This is a genomic window from Winogradskya humida, from assembly GCF_016862215.1.
GTDB classification, from domain to species: Bacteria; Actinomycetota; Actinomycetes; order Mycobacteriales; family Micromonosporaceae; genus Actinoplanes; species Actinoplanes humidus.
The window spans coordinates 1-20,249 of record NZ_BOMN01000028.1 but is presented as its reverse complement, the minus strand read 5'-3'; the positions used below and the strand labels follow the sequence as shown (position 1 = coordinate 20,249).

18 protein-coding genes are annotated in these 20,249 nt (G+C 69.8%); 14 read left to right on the top strand and 4 right to left on the bottom strand.

Annotated elements, in window-relative coordinates; translation table 11 throughout:
• The first annotated feature begins 13 nt into the window (after positions 1 to 13).
• Together Ahu01nite_RS11815 and Ahu01nite_RS11810 are read left to right on the top strand one after the other, a co-directional pair.
• Positions 14 to 403, top strand: coding sequence for a tetratricopeptide repeat protein (locus Ahu01nite_RS11815; RefSeq protein ID WP_203836523.1), 390 nt, complete (start codon positions 14 to 16; stop codon positions 401 to 403).
• A gap of 9 nt (positions 404 to 412) precedes the next feature.
• Positions 413 to 697: a Smr/MutS family protein gene (locus Ahu01nite_RS11810; protein WP_203836522.1), complete on the top strand. Its 285-nt coding sequence runs from the start codon at positions 413 to 415 to the stop codon at positions 695 to 697.
• On the opposite strand, the gene Ahu01nite_RS11805 is transcribed toward Ahu01nite_RS11810, so the two are convergent.
• Positions 694 to 3,045: a M28 family peptidase gene (locus Ahu01nite_RS11805; protein WP_203836521.1), complete on the bottom strand. Its 2,352-nt coding sequence runs from the start codon at positions 3,043 to 3,045 to the stop codon at positions 694 to 696. The two genes, Ahu01nite_RS11810 and Ahu01nite_RS11805, sit on opposite strands and share 4 nt — an antisense overlap.
• Positions 3,046 to 3,107: 62 nt before the next feature.
• Between Ahu01nite_RS11805 and Ahu01nite_RS11800 the strand changes: the two genes are divergently transcribed.
• The 9 genes from Ahu01nite_RS11800 to Ahu01nite_RS11760 all read left to right on the top strand — a co-directional run bounded on the left by Ahu01nite_RS11800 (position 3,108) and on the right by Ahu01nite_RS11760 (position 12,550).
• Positions 3,108 to 3,455 carry a hypothetical protein gene (locus Ahu01nite_RS11800; protein ID WP_203836520.1) on the top strand — a complete coding sequence of 116 codons (348 nt, stop codon included), beginning with the start codon at positions 3,108 to 3,110 and terminating at the stop codon, positions 3,453 to 3,455.
• Between the two features lie 147 nt (positions 3,456 to 3,602).
• Positions 3,603 to 4,793, top strand: a complete 1,191-nt coding sequence (locus Ahu01nite_RS11795) for a PP2C family protein-serine/threonine phosphatase (protein ID WP_203836519.1) — start codon at positions 3,603 to 3,605, stop codon at positions 4,791 to 4,793.
• Positions 4,790 to 6,382, top strand: coding sequence for a sensor histidine kinase (locus tag Ahu01nite_RS11790; RefSeq protein WP_203836518.1), 1,593 nt, complete (start codon positions 4,790 to 4,792; stop codon positions 6,380 to 6,382). The genes Ahu01nite_RS11795 and Ahu01nite_RS11790 overlap by 4 nt, the downstream gene beginning before the upstream one ends.
• Positions 6,379 to 6,834 carry a response regulator gene (locus Ahu01nite_RS11785; protein ID WP_203836517.1) on the top strand — a complete coding sequence of 152 codons (456 nt, stop codon included), beginning with the start codon at positions 6,379 to 6,381 and terminating at the stop codon, positions 6,832 to 6,834. The genes Ahu01nite_RS11790 and Ahu01nite_RS11785 overlap by 4 nt, the downstream gene beginning before the upstream one ends.
• Positions 6,827 to 7,630 (top strand): inositol monophosphatase family protein, encoded by an 804-nt coding sequence (locus tag Ahu01nite_RS11780; RefSeq protein WP_239158788.1) that lies wholly within the window; start codon positions 6,827 to 6,829, stop codon positions 7,628 to 7,630. Before Ahu01nite_RS11785 ends, Ahu01nite_RS11780 begins: the two co-directional genes overlap by 8 nt.
• Before the next feature lie 5 nt (positions 7,631 to 7,635).
• The gene (locus Ahu01nite_RS11775; RefSeq protein ID WP_203836516.1) at positions 7,636 to 8,385 is read left to right on the top strand and encodes an SDR family NAD(P)-dependent oxidoreductase; all 750 of its coding nucleotides are present in this window, start codon (positions 7,636 to 7,638) and stop codon (positions 8,383 to 8,385) included.
• Between the two features lie 64 nt (positions 8,386 to 8,449).
• Positions 8,450 to 9,460, top strand: a complete 1,011-nt coding sequence (locus tag Ahu01nite_RS11770; RefSeq protein WP_203836515.1) for a coiled-coil domain-containing protein — start codon at positions 8,450 to 8,452, stop codon at positions 9,458 to 9,460.
• Between the two features lie 28 nt (positions 9,461 to 9,488).
• On the top strand, positions 9,489 to 10,979 hold the full coding sequence (locus Ahu01nite_RS11765) for a fused MFS/spermidine synthase (RefSeq protein WP_203836514.1): 1,491 nt from the start codon (positions 9,489 to 9,491) through the stop codon (positions 10,977 to 10,979).
• A gap of 59 nt (positions 10,980 to 11,038) precedes the next feature.
• A complete protein-coding gene (locus Ahu01nite_RS11760) occupies positions 11,039 to 12,550 on the top strand; it encodes a serine/threonine-protein kinase (RefSeq protein ID WP_203836513.1) in 1,512 nt (503 codons plus the stop codon).
• Here the strand turns inward: Ahu01nite_RS11760 and Ahu01nite_RS11755 are convergent.
• Positions 12,543 to 13,220 carry a potassium channel family protein gene (locus Ahu01nite_RS11755; RefSeq protein ID WP_203836512.1) on the bottom strand — a complete coding sequence of 226 codons (678 nt, stop codon included), beginning with the start codon at positions 13,218 to 13,220 and terminating at the stop codon, positions 12,543 to 12,545. The genes Ahu01nite_RS11760 and Ahu01nite_RS11755 overlap by 8 nt on opposite strands.
• Positions 13,213 to 14,469 (bottom strand): TrkH family potassium uptake protein, encoded by a 1,257-nt coding sequence (locus Ahu01nite_RS11750; RefSeq protein ID WP_438874768.1) that lies wholly within the window; start codon positions 14,467 to 14,469, stop codon positions 13,213 to 13,215. Before Ahu01nite_RS11750 ends, Ahu01nite_RS11755 begins: the two co-directional genes overlap by 8 nt.
• A 116-nt stretch (positions 14,470 to 14,585) precedes the next feature.
• Here Ahu01nite_RS11750 and Ahu01nite_RS11745 point away from each other — a divergent pair, with 116 nt between their 5' ends.
• Together Ahu01nite_RS11745 and Ahu01nite_RS11740 are read left to right on the top strand one after the other, a co-directional pair.
• Positions 14,586 to 15,311: an SDR family NAD(P)-dependent oxidoreductase gene (locus tag Ahu01nite_RS11745; RefSeq protein ID WP_203836511.1), complete on the top strand. Its 726-nt coding sequence runs from the start codon at positions 14,586 to 14,588 to the stop codon at positions 15,309 to 15,311.
• 489 nt (positions 15,312 to 15,800) lie between these two features.
• Entirely contained in the window at positions 15,801 to 17,288 is a 1,488-nt protein-coding gene (locus Ahu01nite_RS11740; protein ID WP_239158787.1) for an MFS transporter, read from the top strand.
• A gap of 48 nt (positions 17,289 to 17,336) precedes the next feature.
• On the opposite strand, the gene Ahu01nite_RS11735 is transcribed toward Ahu01nite_RS11740, so the two are convergent.
• Positions 17,337 to 17,477, bottom strand: coding sequence for a hypothetical protein (locus Ahu01nite_RS11735; protein ID WP_203836509.1), 141 nt, complete (start codon positions 17,475 to 17,477; stop codon positions 17,337 to 17,339).
• Positions 17,478 to 17,582: 105 nt separating this feature from the next.
• On the opposite strand from Ahu01nite_RS11735, the gene Ahu01nite_RS11730 reads away from it, so the two are divergent.
• Positions 17,583 to 19,739 carry a RecQ family ATP-dependent DNA helicase gene (locus Ahu01nite_RS11730; RefSeq protein WP_203836508.1) on the top strand — a complete coding sequence of 719 codons (2,157 nt, stop codon included), beginning with the start codon at positions 17,583 to 17,585 and terminating at the stop codon, positions 19,737 to 19,739.
• The last annotated feature ends 510 nt before the right edge of the window (positions 19,740 to 20,249 follow it).

Sequence of the window (20,249 nt, the reverse complement as noted above, 5' to 3'; positions counted from 1 at the left end):
GGGGAGCGCATTGGTGGATCTTCTCGAGGAGTACCGCAGGGCAAATTTCACCTTCGAGTCCGGTGACCCCCTCGGGGCGTCCCGGATGCTCGAGCCGATAGTCGAGGCGGAGCCGGGCAACGCGGCGGTCCGTCTTCTGCTGGCCCGGGCCTACTTCAACTCGGCCCAGCTGAACCGCGCCGAGGAGCAACTCCGCACGCTGATCGAGCGGGACCCGTCCGACCATTACGCCCACCACGTGCTCGGCCGCACCCTGGAACGGGCCGGCCGGTTCAGCGAGGCGTTACCGCACCTGCGTCTGGCGGCGGCGATGCACCGGCACAACGACTACGACGAGGCGGTGCGCCGGGCGGAGGCATGGGTCGGCAAGAACGGCGGCCGCACGGAGTACGCCGCCGAGTAATCTGGGCTGGTGAAGCTCAAACTGGATCTCCACGACATCTTCAACAAGGGCACCGAGATCGACAAGGCCCTGCGTGGCGTCATCGACGAGGCGATCCAGAAGAAGGCCGCGATGATCGAGATCATCCCCGGCAAGGGGAGCGGCGCCCTGAAGAAGAAGGTGCTGCGGTTCCTCGATCAGAAGGACATCAAGCAGCTCTACCACCGGGTCGAGAAGGACGGCGACAACTGGGGGCGGCTGTTCGTGCACTTCCGGCACGACGCCCCCACCGGTCGCCGCGGCCGAGGCCGTTAGATCGTGTAGGTCCTCGCCACGGCGAGCATCTCGGAGCTGTGCGAGCCGACGATGCCCACGTCAGCCGGGCGGGTATGAAAGCCTGGGAGGCCGCTGAGGCCGTCGCTGGCGTCCATCACCCGCAGCTTGAGCTCGGCGGTGCCGCGCACGGTCAGGGTGACGTCGATGCCGGCGGCCGGCGGCGCGTGGAAGACGAAACCGAAGCCCCACGGCCCGCCCGCGACCTGGTCGGTGGGCACGTTCTGGCCGCCGACGGTCGCGGCCGTCACTGCCGCGTCCTTGGCGGCGTGCAGGGTGATCAGGCGGTCCGGCCGCTGCGGGGTCACATGCAGTTTGACCGTACGCACACCGCCCGCCGTTGTGTCACTGAGCGTGGTCAGTAGCGGGGCTGCCAGCGGAACAGCCTGAGCCGGCCCGGTGAGCAGTTCCTCGTCACCGAACGCCGGAAGTGTGTCCGTGACCGGGGCCGGGTCGCCCTTGACGTACTGCGCCGTCCAGTCGCTCGTGGTGGTCGACGCGCTGAGCCAGCGGGCCTGGCCGGTGTCCGCGTCGAGGGCGTACATCAGGTGGGTGGGCTCGGGGTGTGCCGGGTCGAAACGGTCCACGGCCAGGCCGGTCGCCACGCACCCGATCACCGCGAGCAGCGCGACCAGGGTGGGCAGCGCGCCACGGCGGCGGGCGCGCAGGGCCACGACACCACGCGTGCGGACGACCTCAGGCTCCACGGTCTCAGCGTTACGCCGCTGGACGACTGCCGGGTGCAGGAGGTCGATGACCGGAACGATGGCCAGGGCGAGCAGGACGACGATGAACGCGCCCGCGGCGGCGAGGTTCATGCCCATCGCCGGAAAGAACAGCACCGCGGTGGGCAGCAGGATCACGACCGCGACGGCCGCGCCCAGCGCTGTCCAGAGCACCGCGAGACGACCGTTGAGCAGCACCGAGGCGATGCCGGTGAGCGCGCCCGCGAGAACCGGGAGCACGGTCAGGTAGGAGCCGCCGGGGGCGAAGGCCGCGAGCGCCAGGCCGAGCAGGGCCAGCCAGGTGAGGGCGCCGACGGTCATGGCGAGCGGGCCTAGGCGGCGGCGCAGCAGGGCGTACCAGGCGAAGACCACGGCGGCGACGACCGCGACGACGGCAAGGCGGTACCACCACGGGCGGTACGGGTCGATCGGCAGTTCGGCGTACCCAGGGCGGATGATCTTGATCGAAATCCAGAGGAGCTGCGCCAGCAGCGGGGCCGTGAGCAGCGGAACCAGGGCCGACCCGAAGGCGGCGAGCTGCCGGGGCGCCGAGGCGAGACCACGGCGGCGGGCGAGCCACGCCAGCACGAGGACGGCCACCAGCGCGAGCACGGCCAGCGGCCAGGTCCACGAACCGGGGTAGTCCACCAGGCCCCAGGGCACCGGGAAGTAGGTGGCGTCCTCGTCCGAGCGCAGCGCCGGAAGATCCGCGTTCCCGAGGTCGCGGGTCAGCGCCAGCAGGTTGTCGCCGTGATGCTGCAGGCTGTCCTTGTCCATGGCGGACGGTGTGTCCATCGGCGAGTGATAAACCGCTGCCCCGTCGATGTACGCGCTGTTGAGCCCCGTGAAGCCCCTCTCGCGGAACGCCGTGAAGTCGGTGTCGTTCGGGAGCATCCGGTAGATCTCGACGGCGAACGACGTGCCGACCGGGTACGGCACCTTCGCGTACGCGCCGACCAGGCCCGCGTTGTCCTTCGCGGTCTCGAACATGATCGACGGGCCGCTGCTGCCGCGTGCCTCGAGGTTGAGCACCACGCCACCCTGCTGGGCGAGCGGGTGCTGGTCGACGAACGCCTTGGCGCCGCAGAGACAGCCCTCCTCGGCGTCGGTGAGCACGAAGACCACGTCGTTGCGCAGCCGCGGGCCGGCGGTCAGCGCGCGGGCCGCCTCCAGGATCGCTGAGGTGCCGGCCGCGTCGTCGTTGCCGCCGGGGCCGGTCTGCGCCGAGTCGTAGTGCGCGACCACGAAGAGCCGGCCGGTCGACGCCGTGCCGGGCCAGAGCGCGACCACGTTGCGCACCCGGGCCAGCCCGACGCCGCCCGCGCTCGCGGACAACTGACTGCCCTGGATGGACACCGTGTCCTGCACCTGGGCATCGAGGCCGAGACCGCGCAGGGTGGTGACGATGTGCTCGCGGACCGCGTCGTTCGCCACGCTGCCCGTGACGTGCGGCCCGGTGGCGATCGCCTGGACGTGGGTGAAGGCCCGCGCGGCGCTGAACTCGGTGGCCGGGGCATCGGCCGGGCGGGCGGCCGGTGGGCGTACCCCGAGAAGGGCGAACGTGCCGATCACCGCGAGCACTGCGACTGCCGCGAGCTTTTTCACTGCCGACCTCTCGACGCGGGTGGTCGGGCGATCATAGGGCTCGGTGGCCTAAATTTGGACCCGTGAACCAGCCGCTCGATCCCATCGCCGTTGTCGCCGAGTTCGTGGAGCGCGTAGCACCCTACGATCCCGAGCCAGGAGCCGTGCCGGCCGCCTTGCTGGGGGTGCGCGTTGCCGGTGGTGAGGCGGTCTTCCCCCTCAGTGATCATGTGATCCGGGCGATGTGCCGGGCGCTGGAGGCGTACCGCGACCCCTCCGATCGGGGAACGTGTGCCGAATGCGGAGGCCGTCGGCTTGACGACAATCTGCGCTGTAACGACTGCGGACGGTTGCACGGCATTCTTGGTGAGGTGATCGCGCAACACGCGCGACGGGTTGCGGAGGAGTCGGCGCATGGATCGCCTGCGTGATGTGCGCCACGGCGGGTGTTGTGCAGCCCGGGCGCGTAGTGGACGATCAGCGGGTCATTCCCGAAGGAGCCCCACCATCAACCGTCTCAGCAGCGCCGCCACCGGCCCGCGTGCCACCCCCGGTCCGTGGCGGGACGGGGTGACGTCGTGACCGACCTTGCCCCGCCACGCCCCGCGGTGAAAGCGCCCGAACGGCTGCGCGTGCTCCTCGTCGAGGACGACGAGGGCGACGCCTTCCTGGTCCGCGAGCTGCTCGAGGAGGCCGGTGCCGCCTTCGACCTGCAGGTGGCGACCACCCTGCGTGACGCCCAGGCGCTGATCGCCGGCATCCACTGCGTGCTGCTCGACCTCGGCCTGCCCGACGCCGAGGGCATAGACGGCCTGCGCAAGCTCCTCGCCGTGGCCGACAACGCGGCCGTCGTGGTGCTCACCGGGCGCTCCGACGAGCATCTCGGCGTCGTCGCGGTCGCCGAGGGAGCCCAGGACTACCTGGTCAAGGGTCAGGTCGACGGCGTCCTGCTGGCCCGGGCACTGCGCTACTCCGTCGAGCGCAAGCGGGCCGACGAGAACACCCAGCGCCTGCGCGAGATCGAGCTGCGTCAGGCGGAGTCGGCCCGCCTCGAGCGTGGTCTGCTGCCCCAGCCGCTGATGCGCACCGATGCCGTGGCCGTGCACACCTTCTACCGCTCCGGCCGGGCCATGGGTCTGCTGGGCGGCGACTTCTTCGACGTTGTCCAGATCGGCGACGACAAACTGCACGTGATCGTCGGTGACGTCTGCGGCCACAGCGTCGACGAGGCCGCCCTGGGTGTCGAGCTCCGGGTCGCCTGGCGTGCCCTCGTGCTCGCCGGTGTCGAGGAGGATCGGGTTCTCGGCGCGCTGGAAATGGTTCTGATGACCGAGCGCCGGGCAAGAGAGGTGTTCGCCACGGTTGCCATGGTCTCCATCGACCTGCACGGCAGCCGGGCGACCGTACGCCTCGCCGGTCACCCGCCGCCGGTGCTGTTGTCGGGTGGCAAGGCCGTCCCGGTGACCGCCCGCACGGGCATCGTGCTCGGCGTCCGGCCGACCCCCACCCCCGCGACCGACGTGGAGTTCACCGGCGATGACTGGTCCCTGCTGATGTATACCGACGGACTTATCGAGGGACACACCGGCGTCGGCAACGAGCGGCTCGACGTCGAAGGGCTCTGCGGCCTGCTCGCCGAGCCGGCCGCCAAGGACGTGCCGCTCGCCGCGCTGCCCGCCTGGCTGGTCGGCCGGGCGGAGCAGGGCAACGGCGGCCCGCTCGCCGACGACGTGGCCATGCTGCTGATCTCCAGCGGTGGTGGGCGGTGACCCTCCTCAAGATCAGCACCTGGACGCTGCGCCGGCGGATCCTTGCGCTCTGCATCGGCGTCGCCCTCGTCCTGGGCGCTCTCGGTGTGGTCGCCGCGTTCACCGCCGCGAGCAGCAACCGCCAGCTCGACGACGTGGTCAACCGGGCCAGCCCGATGCGCGCCGCCGGTGAACGGCTCAACACGGCGATGGTCGACCAGGAGACCGGCATCCGTGGGTTTGCGATCAGTGGCAAGACCTCGAATCTGAAGCCGTACAACGCGGGGATCGTCTCCGAGAAGCAGCAGATCGCCCAAATCGACGGGCTCCTGCGCTCCGGCCCGCTCGAGGACACGGTCCGAGCCGACCTGGCCGAGGTGCAGCGCCGGGCGCAGGCCTGGCACACCGACGTCGCCGACCCGATTCTCAACGCCGTGCGCACCCAGGGGCCGGACGCCGGTCAGGAACTCATCGACGCGTCCACCACGACCGAGTTCGACGCGCTGCGTGGCGCCATCAACACGATGCAGGACGACATCTCGGTGATCCGCTCGCAGTCCGCTGCCGCGGCCAAGAGCACCAGCCAGCAGATGGTGGCACTGCAGATCGCCGCCGCGGGCATCATCGTGCTGGCCGGCGCCGCCCTGATGCTCACGCTCGACCGCCTGGTCAGCCGTCCGGTCACGAAGCTCGCCACGCAGGTGCGCGAGGTCGCCGAGGGCGACTACGACAAGCACATCGACGCTCATGGCTCGCCGGAGCTGCGTGGCCTGGCCGACGACGTGGACGGCATGCGCAAGCAGATCGCCGCCGAGCTCACCGAGGTGCGCGAGGCGCGCCAGCAGGTCGAATGGATCAACGAGCAGCTCAAACTGCAGACGGAGGAGCTGACCCGCTCCAACCGTGACCTCGAGCAGTTCGCCTACGTGGCATCGCACGACCTGCAGGAGCCGCTGCGCAAGGTGGCGAGCTTCACCCAGCTGCTGCAGCGTCGCTACTCCGGCCAGCTCGACGAGCGCGCCGACCAGTACATCGCCTTCGCGGTCGACGGCGCGCAGCGCATGCAGCGCCTGATCAACGACCTGCTGGCGTTCTCCCGGATCGGCCGGCTCACCTCCGGCTTCACCGACGTCGACCTCGACAAGGTGCTGGCCGAGGTCAAATCGCAGCTGGAGATCCGCGCCGGCGAGGATGCCGAGATCAGCTGGGCCGACCTGCCCACGGTCGAGGGCGAGGAGCCGCTGCTCACGACGCTCTTCGTCAACCTGCTCGGCAACTCGCTGAAATTCAAGCGCCCCGACGTGCCGCCGAAGATCACCGTGACCGGCGAGCGGGACGGCGAGGAATGGCGGATCAACGTCCGCGACAACGGGATCGGGATCGAGGCGGAGTTCGCCGACAAGGTCTTCGTGATCTTCCAGCGGCTGCATGCGCGGGACGCGTATGAGGGCACCGGAATCGGTCTCGCCATCGTCAAGAAGATCGTCGAATACCATGGCGGGCGGATCTGGCTCGACCTCGAGGTCGCCGAGGGCACGTCGATCTGGTTCACGCTGCCGGTGCTGGCGGGCGTGCCGGTGCAAGAGAAAGTGAAAGAGGGCGCACTATGACCGGAGCGGTACGACAGGACGGCACGCCGATCGAGGTGCTGCTCGTCGAGGACGACCCGGGTGACGTGCTCATGACGCAGGAAGCGTTCGAGGAGCACAAGGTCCGCAACCGGCTCACGGTCGTCTCCGACGGCGCCGAGGCGCTCGCCTACCTGCGCCGCGAAGGTCAGTACGCCAACGCCACGCGCCCCGACCTGATCCTGCTCGACCTCAACCTGCCCCGCCGCGACGGCCGGGAGGTGCTCGAGGAGGTCAAGAAGGACGACGACCTCTGCCGCATCCCCGTCGTGGTGCTCACCACCTCCGCGGCGGACGAGGACATCCTGCGCAGCTACCAGCTGCACGCGAACGCCTACGTCACCAAGCCGGTGGACTTCGAGCGCTTCATCTCGGTCATCCGGCAGATCGACGAGTTCTTCGTCAGCGTCGTGAAGCTGCCGCCGCGTGCGTGACGACGTGCTGGACAAGGTCACCGACCTGGTCCGCGAGGTCGCGGCGACCATCGTCCTGCCCCGCTGGCAGCACCTGGCAAAGTCCGAGATCCACCAGAAGGCCCCCGGCGACCTGGTGACCATCGCCGACCAGGAGTCGGAGCGCGCCCTCACCGCGGGGCTGACCGCCCTGCTGCCCGGCTCGATCGTGGTCGGCGAGGAAGCGGTCGCTGCCGACAAGTCGGTGCTCGAGCGGGTGGGCGAGCAGGGCGCGGTCTGGATCGTGGACCCGGTCGACGGGACGAACAACTTCGCGGCCGGTAAGAGCCCGTTCGCGGTCATGGTGGCGCTGCTGCGCGAGGGTGAACCGGCCGCCGCGTGGATCCTCGACGTGCCCAGCGACCGGATGACGATCGCGGAGGCGGGGGCCGGGGCCTTTCGGGACGGCGTACGCCTCAAGACCCGCACCGACTCGCCCGCCGCCGCGGCCCTGAGCGGCACGGTCTCCCGCAACTACCTGCCGGCCGAGCACGCCGTCGTGGATCTCAACGCCCCGAAGTTCGCGAAGGTCACCGGCGGCCACCACTGCGCCGGGTACGAGTACCCCGCCGTGGTCACCGACGAGCAGCAGTTCGCGGTCTTCTGGCGGATCCTGCCCTGGGACCACGTGCCGGGTTCGCTGATCGTCCGCGAGGCCGGTGGCACGGTTCTGCACCTGGACGGTTCGCCCTACCTGCCGACCGACAGCACGCGGGGGCTGCTCGTCGCGCCCAACGAGGAAATCTGGAACACGGTTCGCGGCACTCTGCTTTCATAAGGCCCATGTCGTACCTTGATGACCTGTTCGGTCTTGCCGGTCGCACTGCAATGGTGACCGGCGGTAGTTCCGGCATCGGTCTCGCGATGGCCACCGCGCTGGGCCGGGCCGGTGCGCGGGTGATCCTCGTGGCGCGCACGCCTTCCCGGCTCGCCGCTGCCGCCGGTGACATGTCCGGCATCGAGGTCGAGACTCTTTCGGCTGACCTTGCCGACCGTGCCGACGTTGCCAGGGTCGCCGAGCGCTCCGATGTGGACATCCTCGTCAACTCGGCGGCGGTCAATCTGCGGCCGCCCCTGGACGAGCTCACCGATGACGACTGGGACGTCACGCTGGCCGCGAACCTCACCGCTCCCTTCCTGCTCGGGCAGCGGCTCGGTCCCGCGATGGCGGCCCGTGGGTGGGGGCGGATCATCAATGTCGTGTCGCAGCAGGCGTTCCGGGCGTACGGAAACAGTGGTGCTTATGGCGCCGCGAAAGCGGGCCTCGTGGGCCTGACCCGCTCGCAGGCCGAGGCGTGGTCCGGGCGCGGTGTGACCGTGAACGCGATCGCCCCCGGGGTGGTGCACACGCCGCTGACCGAGCCAGTCTTCGCGGATCCGGCAAAGGTTGCGGCGCACGAACGCCGGGCGATGATCGGACGAAACGGGCTGCCGGAGGATTTCGCCGGTTCTGCCGTCTATCTAGCGAGTTCTGCTGCCGCGGCTGTTACCGGCCAGACACTCTTCGTCGATGGTGGATATAACGCGACCTGAGCGACCTGACCCGGGGGCCTCCGGCGGGGTAGAGTCACGCCGCTTGAGACCTTGGAGGTAGATCGTGGCGGCGACACTCCTGCGCCTGCTCAAACTGTGCCCGGCCGTGCTCGCGGCTGCCCTCGTGCTGCTCGTGGCGGCACCGCCCGCGCACGCCGCGCCGAACGATGAGGGCGGTAGCAAGGCTCTGCGCGCCGCGCTGGAGTCGGCGGCGAAGGGCCACGTCGAGGCGAAGCAGAAGCTCGAGGCCAGCAAGAAGCGGCAGACCCAGCTCAAAGACGTGCTCAAGCAGGCCACCGCCAAGGAGGCCACGCTCGAGGGCCGGGTCGGCGAGATCGCCAACCGCTCCTACCGCCAGGGCCGGCTCAACACGATGACCCTGCTGCTCAACGCGAGCTCGCCCGACACCTTCATGGAACGGGTCATGCGCCTCGACCAGATGGCGCAGGTCGACGCGAGCGCGCTGAGCGAATACCACAACGCGGTCACCACGGCGGAGAAGGCGACCACCGCGATCGGCCTCGAAATCAAGGAGCAGCAGAAGCAGGTCACGGTGATGGCCAAGAAGAAGCAGCAGGCCGAGGCGGCGCTCGCCGCGGTCGGCGGGGGTGCGGCCGCCGGCGGCTTCGTCAACGCCGACTCACCGTCCGCCAAGGCCGCGCCACGCAACTCCGACGGCTCGTGGCCCAAGGAAGGCTGCACCGTCAACGACCCCACCACGTCCGGGTGCATCACCCCGCGGCTGCTGAACGCGTACCAGCAGGCGCAGGCCGCCGGCTTCAAGCGCTACACGTCCTGCTTCAGCGAGCGGGCCTCCGGCGAACACCCCAAGGGCCGTGCCTGCGACTTCTCGGCGGCGGCGGGCGGCTTCGAGAACGTCGCCGCGACCGGGGGCGACAAGACGTACGGCAACAACCTGGCGGCGTACTTCGTGAAGAACGCCGACCGGCTCGGCGTGATGTACGTGATCTGGTACCGCCAGATCTGGATGCCCAGCACGGGCTGGCGCTCCTACAGTGCGTCCGGTGGCCCGTCGGTGGTCCATACGAACCACGTCCACCTGTCGATCCTGTAATTTCAGCCTCCGCCGGTACCATCCGCCGATGGAAAACCCGCGGGCCCTCCCGTCCGGCCTGGCCACCGCCCTCGTCTTCCTCGCCAGCGGCGCCGGTCTCGTTCTCGAGATCGTCGCCCTGCGCCTGGTCGGCCCGTACGTCGGCGTTACCCTGCAGGTGAGCAGCTCGGTCATCGGCGTGTCGCTCGGGGCCATCGCCTACGGCACCTGGCTCGGCGGCCGGCTCGCCGACAAACTCGACCCGCGGGCCCTGCTCGCCCCGGCGCTGCTGCTCGCCGCGATCGCGACGGCGCTCACCCTGCCGCTGGTCCGGTGGGGCGGCGAGATCCTGCGTGGCGGTGCCGCCCCGGCGGTCCTGCTGCTCGCCGGCATGGCGACGTTCGTGCCCATGCTGCTGCTCTCCACGATCAGCCCGATGGTGGTGAAACTCCAGCTCAGCGATCTGAGCCGGACCGGTTCGGTGGTCGGGCGGCTCTCCAGCATCGGTACGCTCGGTGGCATCACCGCCACGCTGGGCACCGGGTTCATCTTCGTCGCCGCGATGCCGAGCAGCTGGATCGTGCTGACTCTGGCCGGGTTGCTCGCCGCCGGGGGGTTCGCGCTCGGCTGGTGGTTGCGGGCGTCGTTGCCGGGCAAGCCGCGTACCCGAGCTGTGCTGGTGACCGTCGGGCTCGTCGGGGCGGGGCTGGGAGCCACGGCGCCCACGCCGTGCGACATCGAAACCGCTTATCACTGTGCGCGGGTCGAGACCGACAAGAACGTCGCGGGTGGGCGGACGCTGCTGCTCAATTCGGCTCGGCACTCGTACGTCGACCTGAGCGACCCGGAGCACCTCGAGTTCGCGTACGTCCAGTGGCTCGGCGCCCTCATCGACGTGCAGAAGAGCGCCGCCGCACCCCTCGACGCCCTGCACCTGGGTGGCGGTGGTTTCACCGTGCCGGAATACGTCGCCGCGACCCGCCCGGGCAGCAAGCAACTGGTGGTGGAGCTTGACGGTGCCCTGGTCGACCTGGACAAACGCGAACTCGGGCTCAAAACCGGACCCGACCTTCGGGTACGCGTCGGCGACGCACGCACCGGGCTGGCCGCCCAGCCGACCGACTCCTACGACGTGATCGTCGGCGACGCGTTCGGCCACCTCGTCGTCCCGTGGCACCTGGCGACCCGCGAGATGGCCGCCGACATCTCCCGCGTCCTGCGCCCCACCGGCCTGTACGCGCAGAACGTCATCGACTACCCACCGGACCGCTTCATCCGCGCCGAGCTGGCCACCGTCGCCGCCGTCTTCCCGCACGTGGCCCTGATCGCGCCCAAGGCTGCCCTCGCCGGGGAGACGGGCGCCAACTTCGTGATCGTGGCGGCCGGGGCACCGCTGCCGCTCGACGAGATCCGCAACCATCTCGACCTGGTCGACGAACCTGTCGAACTGGTGTCCGGAACCGCGCTCGACGCGTTCATCGACGACGCCCGGGTGCTGACCGACGACTACGCACCGGTTGATCAACTGCTCGCGGGCTGATTTCGGTGAGTTTCTCGGACCTCCCCTGACCGGGGCGTCCCGCGGGCAACAATCGGCACATGGGCGTGATCGGCGGCCGGTACCGTCTTCTCGAGCGGCTGGGCACGGGCGGCATGTCCGTCGTCTGGCGCGGCCACGACGAGATTCTCGGGCGCCCGGTCGCGGTCAAGGTGCTGTCCCGGGAGCTCGCCGCCGATCGGCGGTTCCGTTCCCGGCTGCGCCAGGAGGCCCTCGCCGCGGCCCGGCTCTGCCACCCGAACATCACCAGCGTCTTCGACTTCGGCTTCGACGAGAAACTCGCCGTCCCGTACGTCGTCATGGAACTCAACGACGGCGAACCCGTCTCCGCCCGCCTGCGCCGGGAGGGGGCGCTCCCGTGGCGCGCGGCGGTGACGATCGTGGCCGAGGTCGCGTCGGCGTTGGCCGCCGCACACCACCGGGGCATCGTCCACCGCGACGTCACCCCCGCCAACGTCATGCTCACCGGCTCCGGCGCGAAGGTTGTCGACTTCGGCATCTCCGCGGCGGCCGGGCAACGCGACGCCGCCCCCGACGGAAGCCTGCTGGGCACCCCGGCCTATCTCGCGCCGGAACGGCTCGGCGGCGGCCAGGTCGCACCCCCGGCCGACGTGTACGCGCTCGGGCTGCTCCTCTACCGCTGCCTCACCGGGCGGCTGCCGTGGCCGGCGGGGACCACCGCCGAGGCGTTGCGCGCTCATCTTTATGCGGACCCGGAGCCCGTACCGTCGCTGCCCGGCATGCCTTTGATCGTTGCTTCTCTGTGCCTGCAATGCCTCAGTAAGGAACCCGCCGGGCGGCCCACCGCGGACGCCCTCGCCGCGGCCCTCGCCGCCGTCGCCGGTGCGCGTGCCAAGCCGTTGCCTTCCCGGCCCCGCCCGCCTGCCCGGCCCGGTCTCGGCGCCCGGCTCTGCGCGGCTGTCATCGCCGCCCGCCACCGGATGCACGCGGCGGTGGTGACGGTCGTCCTGCTCGCCTCGCTCGGCCTGGCCTGGACCTCGAGCCAGGAGAACGAAGATGTCGGTACCGCTCAGGCAGCAGCCGCCGGCACGGGTGTTCCACACGGCGGCGCGGGGTGCAAGGTGCGCTATCGCGTCCAGCGCGACACCGGTACGGACTTCGGCGCGCAGGTCACCGTGATCAACACGGGGGAGCACGTGCTCACCGGCTGGCGGCTGGTGTTCGCATTCACCGGCGGGCAGCGGCTCACCGGTGCCACCAAACGGATCGCGCAGAAGGGGCGCCGGGTTGTCATCCGGCCGAAGAGCACCCGGAAACTGATTCCGACCGGCTCTGCGACCGTGACCATCAACGGCAGTTACCGCACCACGAACCCGTTGCCGCTGACCTTCACCCTCAACGGCCACCAGTGCCAGGTGGAGCTCCTCGGCGCCGTCGTGGCCCCGGCTCTCCCTGCTTCGCCGACTTCACCGACTTCGCCGACTTCACCGACTTCACCGACTTCATCAGAGAAGAAGCCGCGGAAGAAGTCCGCGCCTGCGCACTCGGCCCCGCCCGCCCGGGGCAGAAGCGGCTTCGCGGTCGCTATTTAGTTACCCCGGCGAACTTCTCCACTTTGGACGTGTCGCCGGCCACGATCAGCAGGCAGCCATCGGGGACGACGGTCTCCGGGCGGGCGTACGTGAATTCCTGCCCCGGCATCTTGATCCCGACCACCGTCACCCCCCACTTGCTGCGCAGGCCGATCTCGGTCAGTGACCTGCCGAGCGCCTCCTGCGGCGCCCGCACCTTGGCGATCGCGAAGCCGTCATCGAACTCGATGTAGTCCAGCATCCGCCCGGTGATCAGGTGCGCGACCCGCGCGCCCATCTCCGTCTCGGGATAGACGACATGTCGTGCCCCCACCCGGGAAAGAATCTGGCCGTGCTTCACGCTGGTCGCCTTCGCCCAGATCTCGCCCACCCCGACCTCGCTCAGGGTCAGCACGGTCAGCACACTGGTCTCCAAGTTGGTGCCGATCCCGACCACCGCCCGCGAGAACTCCTGCACACCGAGCTGACGCAACGCGTCCGTGTCCGTGGCATCGGCCTCGACGACATGCGTGAGCCGATCGGACCAGTCCTGCACGATCCGCGGATCCGAGTCGATGCCGAGCACCTCATGCCCGAGGTTCACCAGCGACTCCGCAACCGACCCGCCGAAGCGGCCCAGCCCCACGACCACCACGTTGTCAGGTGTCTGGTTCTCCGTCTTGTCAGCCAACTAGGGGCCTCTCCTCCGGGTAGCGGTACAACCGGCGCCGGGTGTTCAACGCGATGGCGGTCCCGACCGCGATCGTGCCCACCCGGCCGACGTACATCAGAATCACAAGCACGACCTGGGCCGAAGGCGGCAGGGACGGGGTGATCCCGGTGCTCAGCCCCACCGTCGCGAACGCCGAGGTCACCTCGAACAACGCCCGGTCGAACGGCACATTGTCCGTGAACGCGATCAACGCCAGTGTCCCGGACGCCACGAGCGCGACCCCCAGCAGCGCCACCGTCAGCGCCTGCCGCTGCGTCTCCTCCGCGATGCGGCGCTTCTTGATGACCACATCGGGCTCCCCGCGGATCTCCGCCCAGATCACAAACGCGAGCAGCAGGAACGTCGTCATCTTGATGCCACCGGCGGTGCTGGCGCTGCCCCCGCCGATGAACATCAACCCGTTCGTGACAGCGATCGTCTCGGTGTTCATCTCGCCGAGGTTGATGCTGTTGAACCCACCCGACCGGGTCATCACATCCTGCGTGAACGCGGCCAGCACCTTGCTCGAGGTGCCCAGCGACCCGAGGGTGCCAGGATTGCTCCACTCGAACGACAGGAAGACCAGAAACCCGAACACGCTGAGCAGCAGCGTCCCCCACACGGTCAGCCGGGTATGCGTCGACCAGCCACCGGGCTTACGCCACTCGCGCGCCAGCTCGAAGAGCACGGGAAAACCGATCGAACCCCCGAGCACCCCCAACGCCAGCGGTACGCAGATCCACCAGTCGCCCACGAACCGCACCAGACTGTCCGGGTACAGAGCGAACCCCGCATTGTTGAACGCCTGCACCGCGTGAAAAACCGCCTCCCAGACGGCACGCCCGAACGGATAGTCGTACGCCAGCCAGAACCGCAACGTCAGAACAACGCTGATCGCCGCCTCGGAAACGAACATCACCAACGCGATCCGGATCAGCACCCGCCCGATGTTCCCGCCGAGCAGACCCGTGCTCTCCGCCTGCGCCAGCAACCGGCTCCGCAACCCCAGCCGCCGCGACACGAGCAGACTCAGCAGCGTCGCCAGCGCCACAATCCCGAACCCGCCGATCTGCGACAGCACCGTCAGCAGCACCAGCCCGAACCCGGACCAGTACGTCGGCGTGTCAACCACCGACAGCCCGGTCACACAAACAGCACTCGTAGCGGTGAACAACGCGGTCACAAACGGCGCATGACCAGGCTCAGCCCGAGCCGCAGGCAACATCATCAGCCCGGTCCCGACAGCAATCGCCCCGAGGAACGCAAGCGGCACGATCCGCGCCGGATACTGCCAAGGCGAACGACCGCGCACCCCTACCCCCTTCGTCCTTTAGAGTTTGCGCCATGGCGAGGCTTGCAGTGATCAGCGGGGGCGGAACAGGAATCGGCCGGGCAACGGCAGGCATGCTGGCAGGTGAAGGCTACGACGTCATCATCGTCGGCCGCCGCCCCACAGTCCTTGCCGACGCCGTCAAATGGATCGGCCCCCAGGCCACCGCCGTCACAGCCGACTGCACGGACCCATCCCAGGTCCCCGCAGTCACCGCCGCCGTAGGCGACCGCGAAGTCGACGTCCTCTTCAACAACGCCGGCGCCTACATCTCCGGCGACGACGCCACCCTCACCGACCTCGCCAACCGCTGGCGAGCGGTCTTCGACTCCAACGTCACCAGCGCCGTCCTCCTCACCGAGTCCCTACGCCCCAAACTCCGCCGCCCCGGAGCCCGCATCATCCTGGTCAGCTCGATCGCCGCCCAACGCGGCGGCGGAGGCCCCTACTCCGCAGCCAAAGCAGCCCTCCACGGCTGGGCCTTCGACCTGGCCACCCAACTCGGCCCCGAAGGCATCACCGCCAACGTCATCGCCCCCGGCTTCATCACCGACAGCGAATTCTTCAACGGCCGCATGACCGAAGCCGGCTACGAATCCCGGGTCAACGCCAGCCTCCTCAAAAAAGCAGGCCAACCCACCGACATCGCCGAAGCCGTCCGCTGGCTCGCCGGCCCCGGCGGCACCTTCGTCACCGGCCAAATCATCAACGTCAACGGCGGCACAGTCCTCGGCCGCTGACCTCCGGGCGGCAGGATCTACGGCCGCTGCCCCGGGGCTGCAGGCTCTTGGCCGCTGACCTCTGGGTGCGGCTGGGTCTCTGGCCGCTGACCTTCGGGCGGAGGGGTCTTTAGCTGCGGTCTCTCGGTGGTGCGGCCCGCTGCTTCCGGGCGGTGCTGTTGTCGGCCGCTGCTTCCGAGCGGTGCGGCCCGCTGTCTCCGGGCGGTGCTGTTGTCGGACGGTCTCTCGGCGGTGCGGCCCGCTGTCTCCGGGCGGTGCGGTCGTCGGATGCGGTCTCTCGGCGGTACAGCCCGCTGTCTCCGGGCCGTGCGGTAGTCGGCCGCGGTCTCTCGGCGGTGCGGTCACTGGCGGCCGGCCCCGGCAGCGATGTACAACCCGGGGTTGTACCACCCCGGCGCCGGCGTTGTTTGATCCGAACATCCCCGCAGCGGTTGGATGCATCAACGGCCGCACGTCCTTGCTGGCGGCCCGGCAACCTCGGGGGCGGATGTGGGCCGTGATTTCGGCTGGCTGTGGACAGCGTTCGCCGCGAGCACCGCTGGCACCTGGCTGGCTCTGGACGCCTTCCCGCTGATCGCCATCCTCGTCCTGAACAGTGACGTCTCCCAGGTCTCCCTCCTCTCCGCCGCCGGTCTGGCCGTAGGCGCCCTGATCGCAGTACCGCTCGGCCCCTGGATGGAATTCCGCCGCAAACGCCCGGTCATGGTGACCATGGACCTACTCCGAGCCGCGGTCCTGCTGTCACTCCCCGCCGCCTACGCCCTCGGTGCGCTGACCTTCACCCATCTCGTCCTCGTCTCGATCGTCGTAGCAGCCGCGGACATCACTTTCACCGCAGCCGCAGGTGCCTGTCTGAAGGCGCTGGTCCGACCCGAAGACCTCCTCCGGGCAAGCGGCCGCTTCGAGTCCACGGCCTGGACGGCCACAGCTCTCGGCCCACCCACCGGCGGTGCCGCGATCGGCCTCTTCGGCCCGCTGACCACCGTCGTCGCAGACGCCACCAGCTACGTACTCTCAGCCTTCGCAATCCGCGCGATCGCCAAACCCGAACCGGCCCTTACACCGCGCCCAGCGGCCCGCCGGGGTCCCGGAGCCACCTTCGAGGGCTGGCGTCACATCCTCACCCACCCCCACCTGTGCCCGCTTTTCCTCAACACCACCCTCGTCAACGGCCTCATCATGGCCACCGCCCCGCTGCTCGCCGTACTCCTGCTCCGCGATCTCGGCCTGGCCCCCTGGCAATACGGCCTGGCCTTCGGTGTGCCCTGCCTCGGCGGTCTGCTCGGCTCCCACCTGTCCCGGCCCCTGACCGCCCGCTTCGGCGCGCACAGGGTGATGCGGGTCATCGGCACACTGCGAATCTGCTGGCCGCCCCTCCTGGCCTTCGTCCCCGCCGGATTCGCCGGCCTCTTCTACGTCATGCTCATCGAGTTCGGCCTCATCACCTGTATGGGGATCTTCAACCCCGTCTTCGCTGCCCACCGCCTCGAGCAAACCGCGATGAGCCACGTCGCCCGCACCCTCTCGGCCTGGTCCGTCACGAGCAAGGCGACCATCGCCGCCCTGACCGCGTTGTGGGGCGTTCTCGCCACCCACATCGGCCTGCGCCCCGCCATCGGTGCCGCCGGCGCCCTGATCCTGCTGACGCCGCTCTTCCTGACCCGCCTCCACGCCGCTGCCGTCCCGGCCGGTCTCCCCGACGCTGCCGTCCCGGCCGGTCTCCCCGACGGTGCTGCCCCGGCCTGTCTCCCGGGTGGTGCCGTCCCGGCCGTTCTCGTCGACGGTGCTACTCCCACCGTTCGCTCCGACGCTGCTGCCCCGGCCGATCGCTCTGGCGGTGCTGCCCCCACCGTTCGCTCCGGCGGTGGTGAGACCACTGGTCTCTCCGCCTGTGCTGCCCCTACTGGTTTCTCCGACGGCGCCGCCCCCGGTGAGGCGTCCCTCCCCTGGTCGGTTGATGCCGAATCACAGTGTTGACCGACGGCCGGCAGCACCCCGCTCGCGGCCGGTGGCGCCGCCAGGCTGTCAGCTGGTGTCGTCACCCGGGGTGAGTTGCGGCAGGTGGGCCGGGTCGGTGAGCCAGAACGTGGTGTTGGGCTTGATCTGCAGTTTCTTTGCGTTCGACTTCCTCATGGCGTCCACGCTGCCACCGACGACAAGACCCATCAAGGCCAACCTTGCCGCCTGTGGATAACTCGCCGAAAGGCCCGAGCCCAACTGTGGATAACTCTTTTCCTGTCAGACGGGGCTGGTAGACATGCGGTCGTGGAGATGACACGAGAGGCAGTCAGCGACGCCGAGCGGGCGGCGGTCCGGGAGTGTGCCGAGGAAGTTCTGCGCCGGTTGGCCGGTGAGCACGCGGTGCTGCGTGAGGATCAGTGGCGGGCGATCGAGGCGCTCGTCATCGACCGTCGGCGGGTGCTGTGTGTGCAGCGCACGGGCTGGGGCAAATCGGCCGTTTACTTCGTCGCGACGGCTCTGCTCCGCGATGGCATGGCCGCGGAGCCAGGTGATCCCCCGGCCGGGCCGACGGTCATCGTGTCGCCGCTTCTGGCGCTCATGCGTAACCAGGTCGAGGCGGCCGCGCGTGCCGGCATCCGAGCGCGCACGATCAACTCTGCCAACCTCGACGAGTGGAGCGAGATCACCGAGGAGATCCGCAACGGCACGGTCGACGTCCTGTTGATCAGCCCCGAGCGGCTCAACAATCCGGACTTCCGCGACAACGTGCTGCCCGGGCTGGCCGCGGGCACCGGGCTGCTCGTGGTTGACGAGGCGCACTGCGTCTCCGACTGGGGGCACGACTTCCGCCCCGACTACCGGCGGCTGCGGACGTTCCTTGCTGGGCTCCCCGGGCGTACCCCGGTGCTTGCCACGACCGCGACCGCCAACGCCCGGGTGACCGCCGACGTGGCAGATCAGCTCGGCGACGCTCTGGTGCTGCGTGGCACGCTCGACCGAGACTCGCTGCGTCTCGCGGTGCTCGAGCTGCCTGACCCCTCGCATCGGCTGGCCTGGCTGGCGGATCATCTTGACCGGCTCCCCGGCTCCGGCATCGTCTACACGCTGACGGTGGCCGCCGCGACCGAGACGGCGGAGTTCCTGAGGTCCCGCGGCTTCCCGGTCGCCTCCTACACGGGCCAGGTGGAGGACGCCGACCGCCGTGCCGCTGAGCATGACCTGATGGACAACAAGATCAAAGCGCTGGTCGCGACATCGGCGCTGGGTATGGGGTTCGACAAACCAGACCTGGGGTTCGTGGTGCACCTCGGTGCGCCGCCTTCACCCATCGCCTATTACCAGCAGGTGGGCCGGGCCGGCCGCGCGGTTGAGCACGCCGAGGTCGTGCTTCTGCCCGGTGCTGAGGATGCCGCGATCTGGCGCTATTTCGCGTCGCTCGCATTCCCGCCCGAGGAGCAGGTGCGTGCGGTGCTGAACGCCCTGTCGCCGGACCGTCCCCTGTCGACCCCGGCGCTTGAGCCCATCGTTGACCTGCGCCGCGCCCGCCTCGAGCTGATGCTCAAGGTCCTCGACGTGGACGGGGCGGTGCATCGAACCCGTGGCGGCTGGCTCTCGACAGGCGAGCCCTGGACCTACGACACGGCCCGCCTGCGCCGCGTCGCCGAGGCCCGCAGCGCCGAGCAGCAGACCATGATCGATTACGCGCAGACGTCGACCTGCCGCATGGAGTTCCTCCGCCGCTGCCTCGATGACCCGGAAGCGAAACCCTGCGGCCGCTGCGACACCTGCACGGAGCCCATTTTCGACGCTGAGGTCTCCTCGGAGTCGCTCGCTGCGGCCAACGTCTTCCTCGGTCACCCCGGCATCGACATCGCTCCGAAAAAGCTTTGGCCCAGCGGCATGTCAACAGTCGGCGTCGACCTCAAAGGCAAAATCGGTCCCGCTGACCAGATCCGCCCGGGCCGAGCTGTCGGCCGCCTCTCCGACCAGGGCTGGGGCTCCCGCCTGCGCCCCCTGGTGGCCCCGGATTCCCCCGACGGCCCCCTCTCGGACGAGCTGGCCGGCGCGGTCGTCGAGGTCCTCAAATCCTGGGCCCACGGCGACAACGCCTGGGAGCAACGCCCCGCAGCAGTGGTAGCGGTCGGCTCCAACCGCCGCCCCGAGCTCGTCGAAAGCATCGCCGCCCGGATCGCCACGGTGGGCAGACTCCCGATGCTGGGCACCCTGACCTCCACCCACATCGGCGACAACGAACCCCGCGGCAACAGCGCCCAACGGGTCCTGGCCCTCCACAACGCCTTCACCATTCCCCCCACCATCATCGAAGCCCTCACCGACCTGGACGGTCCAGTCCTGCTCGTGGACGACCTGGTCGACTCCGGCTGGACCATGGCCATAGCCGGCCGAGCCCTCCGCCGAGCCGGCGCCCAGGGGGTGCTGCCGCTCGCCCTGGCCGTATCCGGCTGATCCTGCACGCCTTCGTCCGCGGTCCAGTCGGTGTTGCTGGTGTGGACGAGGGTCGGGTCGGCCACGCTGAGGTCCGCGAACGGGGTCATGGGCGCCCCGTGCCGAGCTGCAGTTTCCCGGCGATCCGGCGGGTCGGGTTCCCGGCGGCAGCGATACCCGCAGCTGTTCTCGGTGATGAGGCTCGAGGTGCAGGGTGCGTTGCTGGACGAGCTGCGGGGTCAGGACCGGGCGATCCTGTCGGTGCGGGCCCGGGCGCGGCGCGCGTTGATTGGCGCGGTTTCGCGCAGAAAGCGGCGGCGGGGCCGGGGCGCTCGGCGCACCAAGAACGGCGTCGGCCTGAACCGGTCGGCTCCGGGGCGGCGGTTACGGCACCGGTGCGTGCTGCTTCGGCTCCGGGCGATTACTACGGCACCGGTGTGCCACGCCCCGGCCCGCCCTGCCCCGGCCCGCCCTGCCCCGGCCCGCCCTGCTCGCCCTGCCCCGCCCCGCCCCGCCCCGCGCCGGCCCGGC

Coding starts and splice junctions, on each gene's coding strand:
- Ahu01nite_RS11785 (WP_203836517.1), top strand. CDS start 6,379: ATGACCGGAGCGGTACGACAGGACGGCACGCCGATCGAGGTGCTGCTC.
- Ahu01nite_RS11775 (WP_203836516.1), top strand. CDS start 7,636: ATGTCGTACCTTGATGACCTGTTCGGTCTTGCCGGTCGCACTGCAATG.
- Ahu01nite_RS11765 (WP_203836514.1), top strand. CDS start 9,489: ATGGAAAACCCGCGGGCCCTCCCGTCCGGCCTGGCCACCGCCCTCGTC.
- Ahu01nite_RS11760 (WP_203836513.1), top strand. CDS start 11,039: ATGGGCGTGATCGGCGGCCGGTACCGTCTTCTCGAGCGGCTGGGCACG.
- Ahu01nite_RS11750 (WP_438874768.1), bottom strand. CDS start 14,469: ATGATGTTGCCTGCGGCTCGGGCTGAGCCTGGTCATGCGCCGTTTGTG.
- Ahu01nite_RS11745 (WP_203836511.1), top strand. CDS start 14,586: ATGGCGAGGCTTGCAGTGATCAGCGGGGGCGGAACAGGAATCGGCCGG.
- Ahu01nite_RS11735 (WP_203836509.1), bottom strand. CDS start 17,477: ATGGGTCTTGTCGTCGGTGGCAGCGTGGACGCCATGAGGAAGTCGAAC.
- Ahu01nite_RS11730 (WP_203836508.1), top strand. CDS start 17,583: ATGACACGAGAGGCAGTCAGCGACGCCGAGCGGGCGGCGGTCCGGGAG.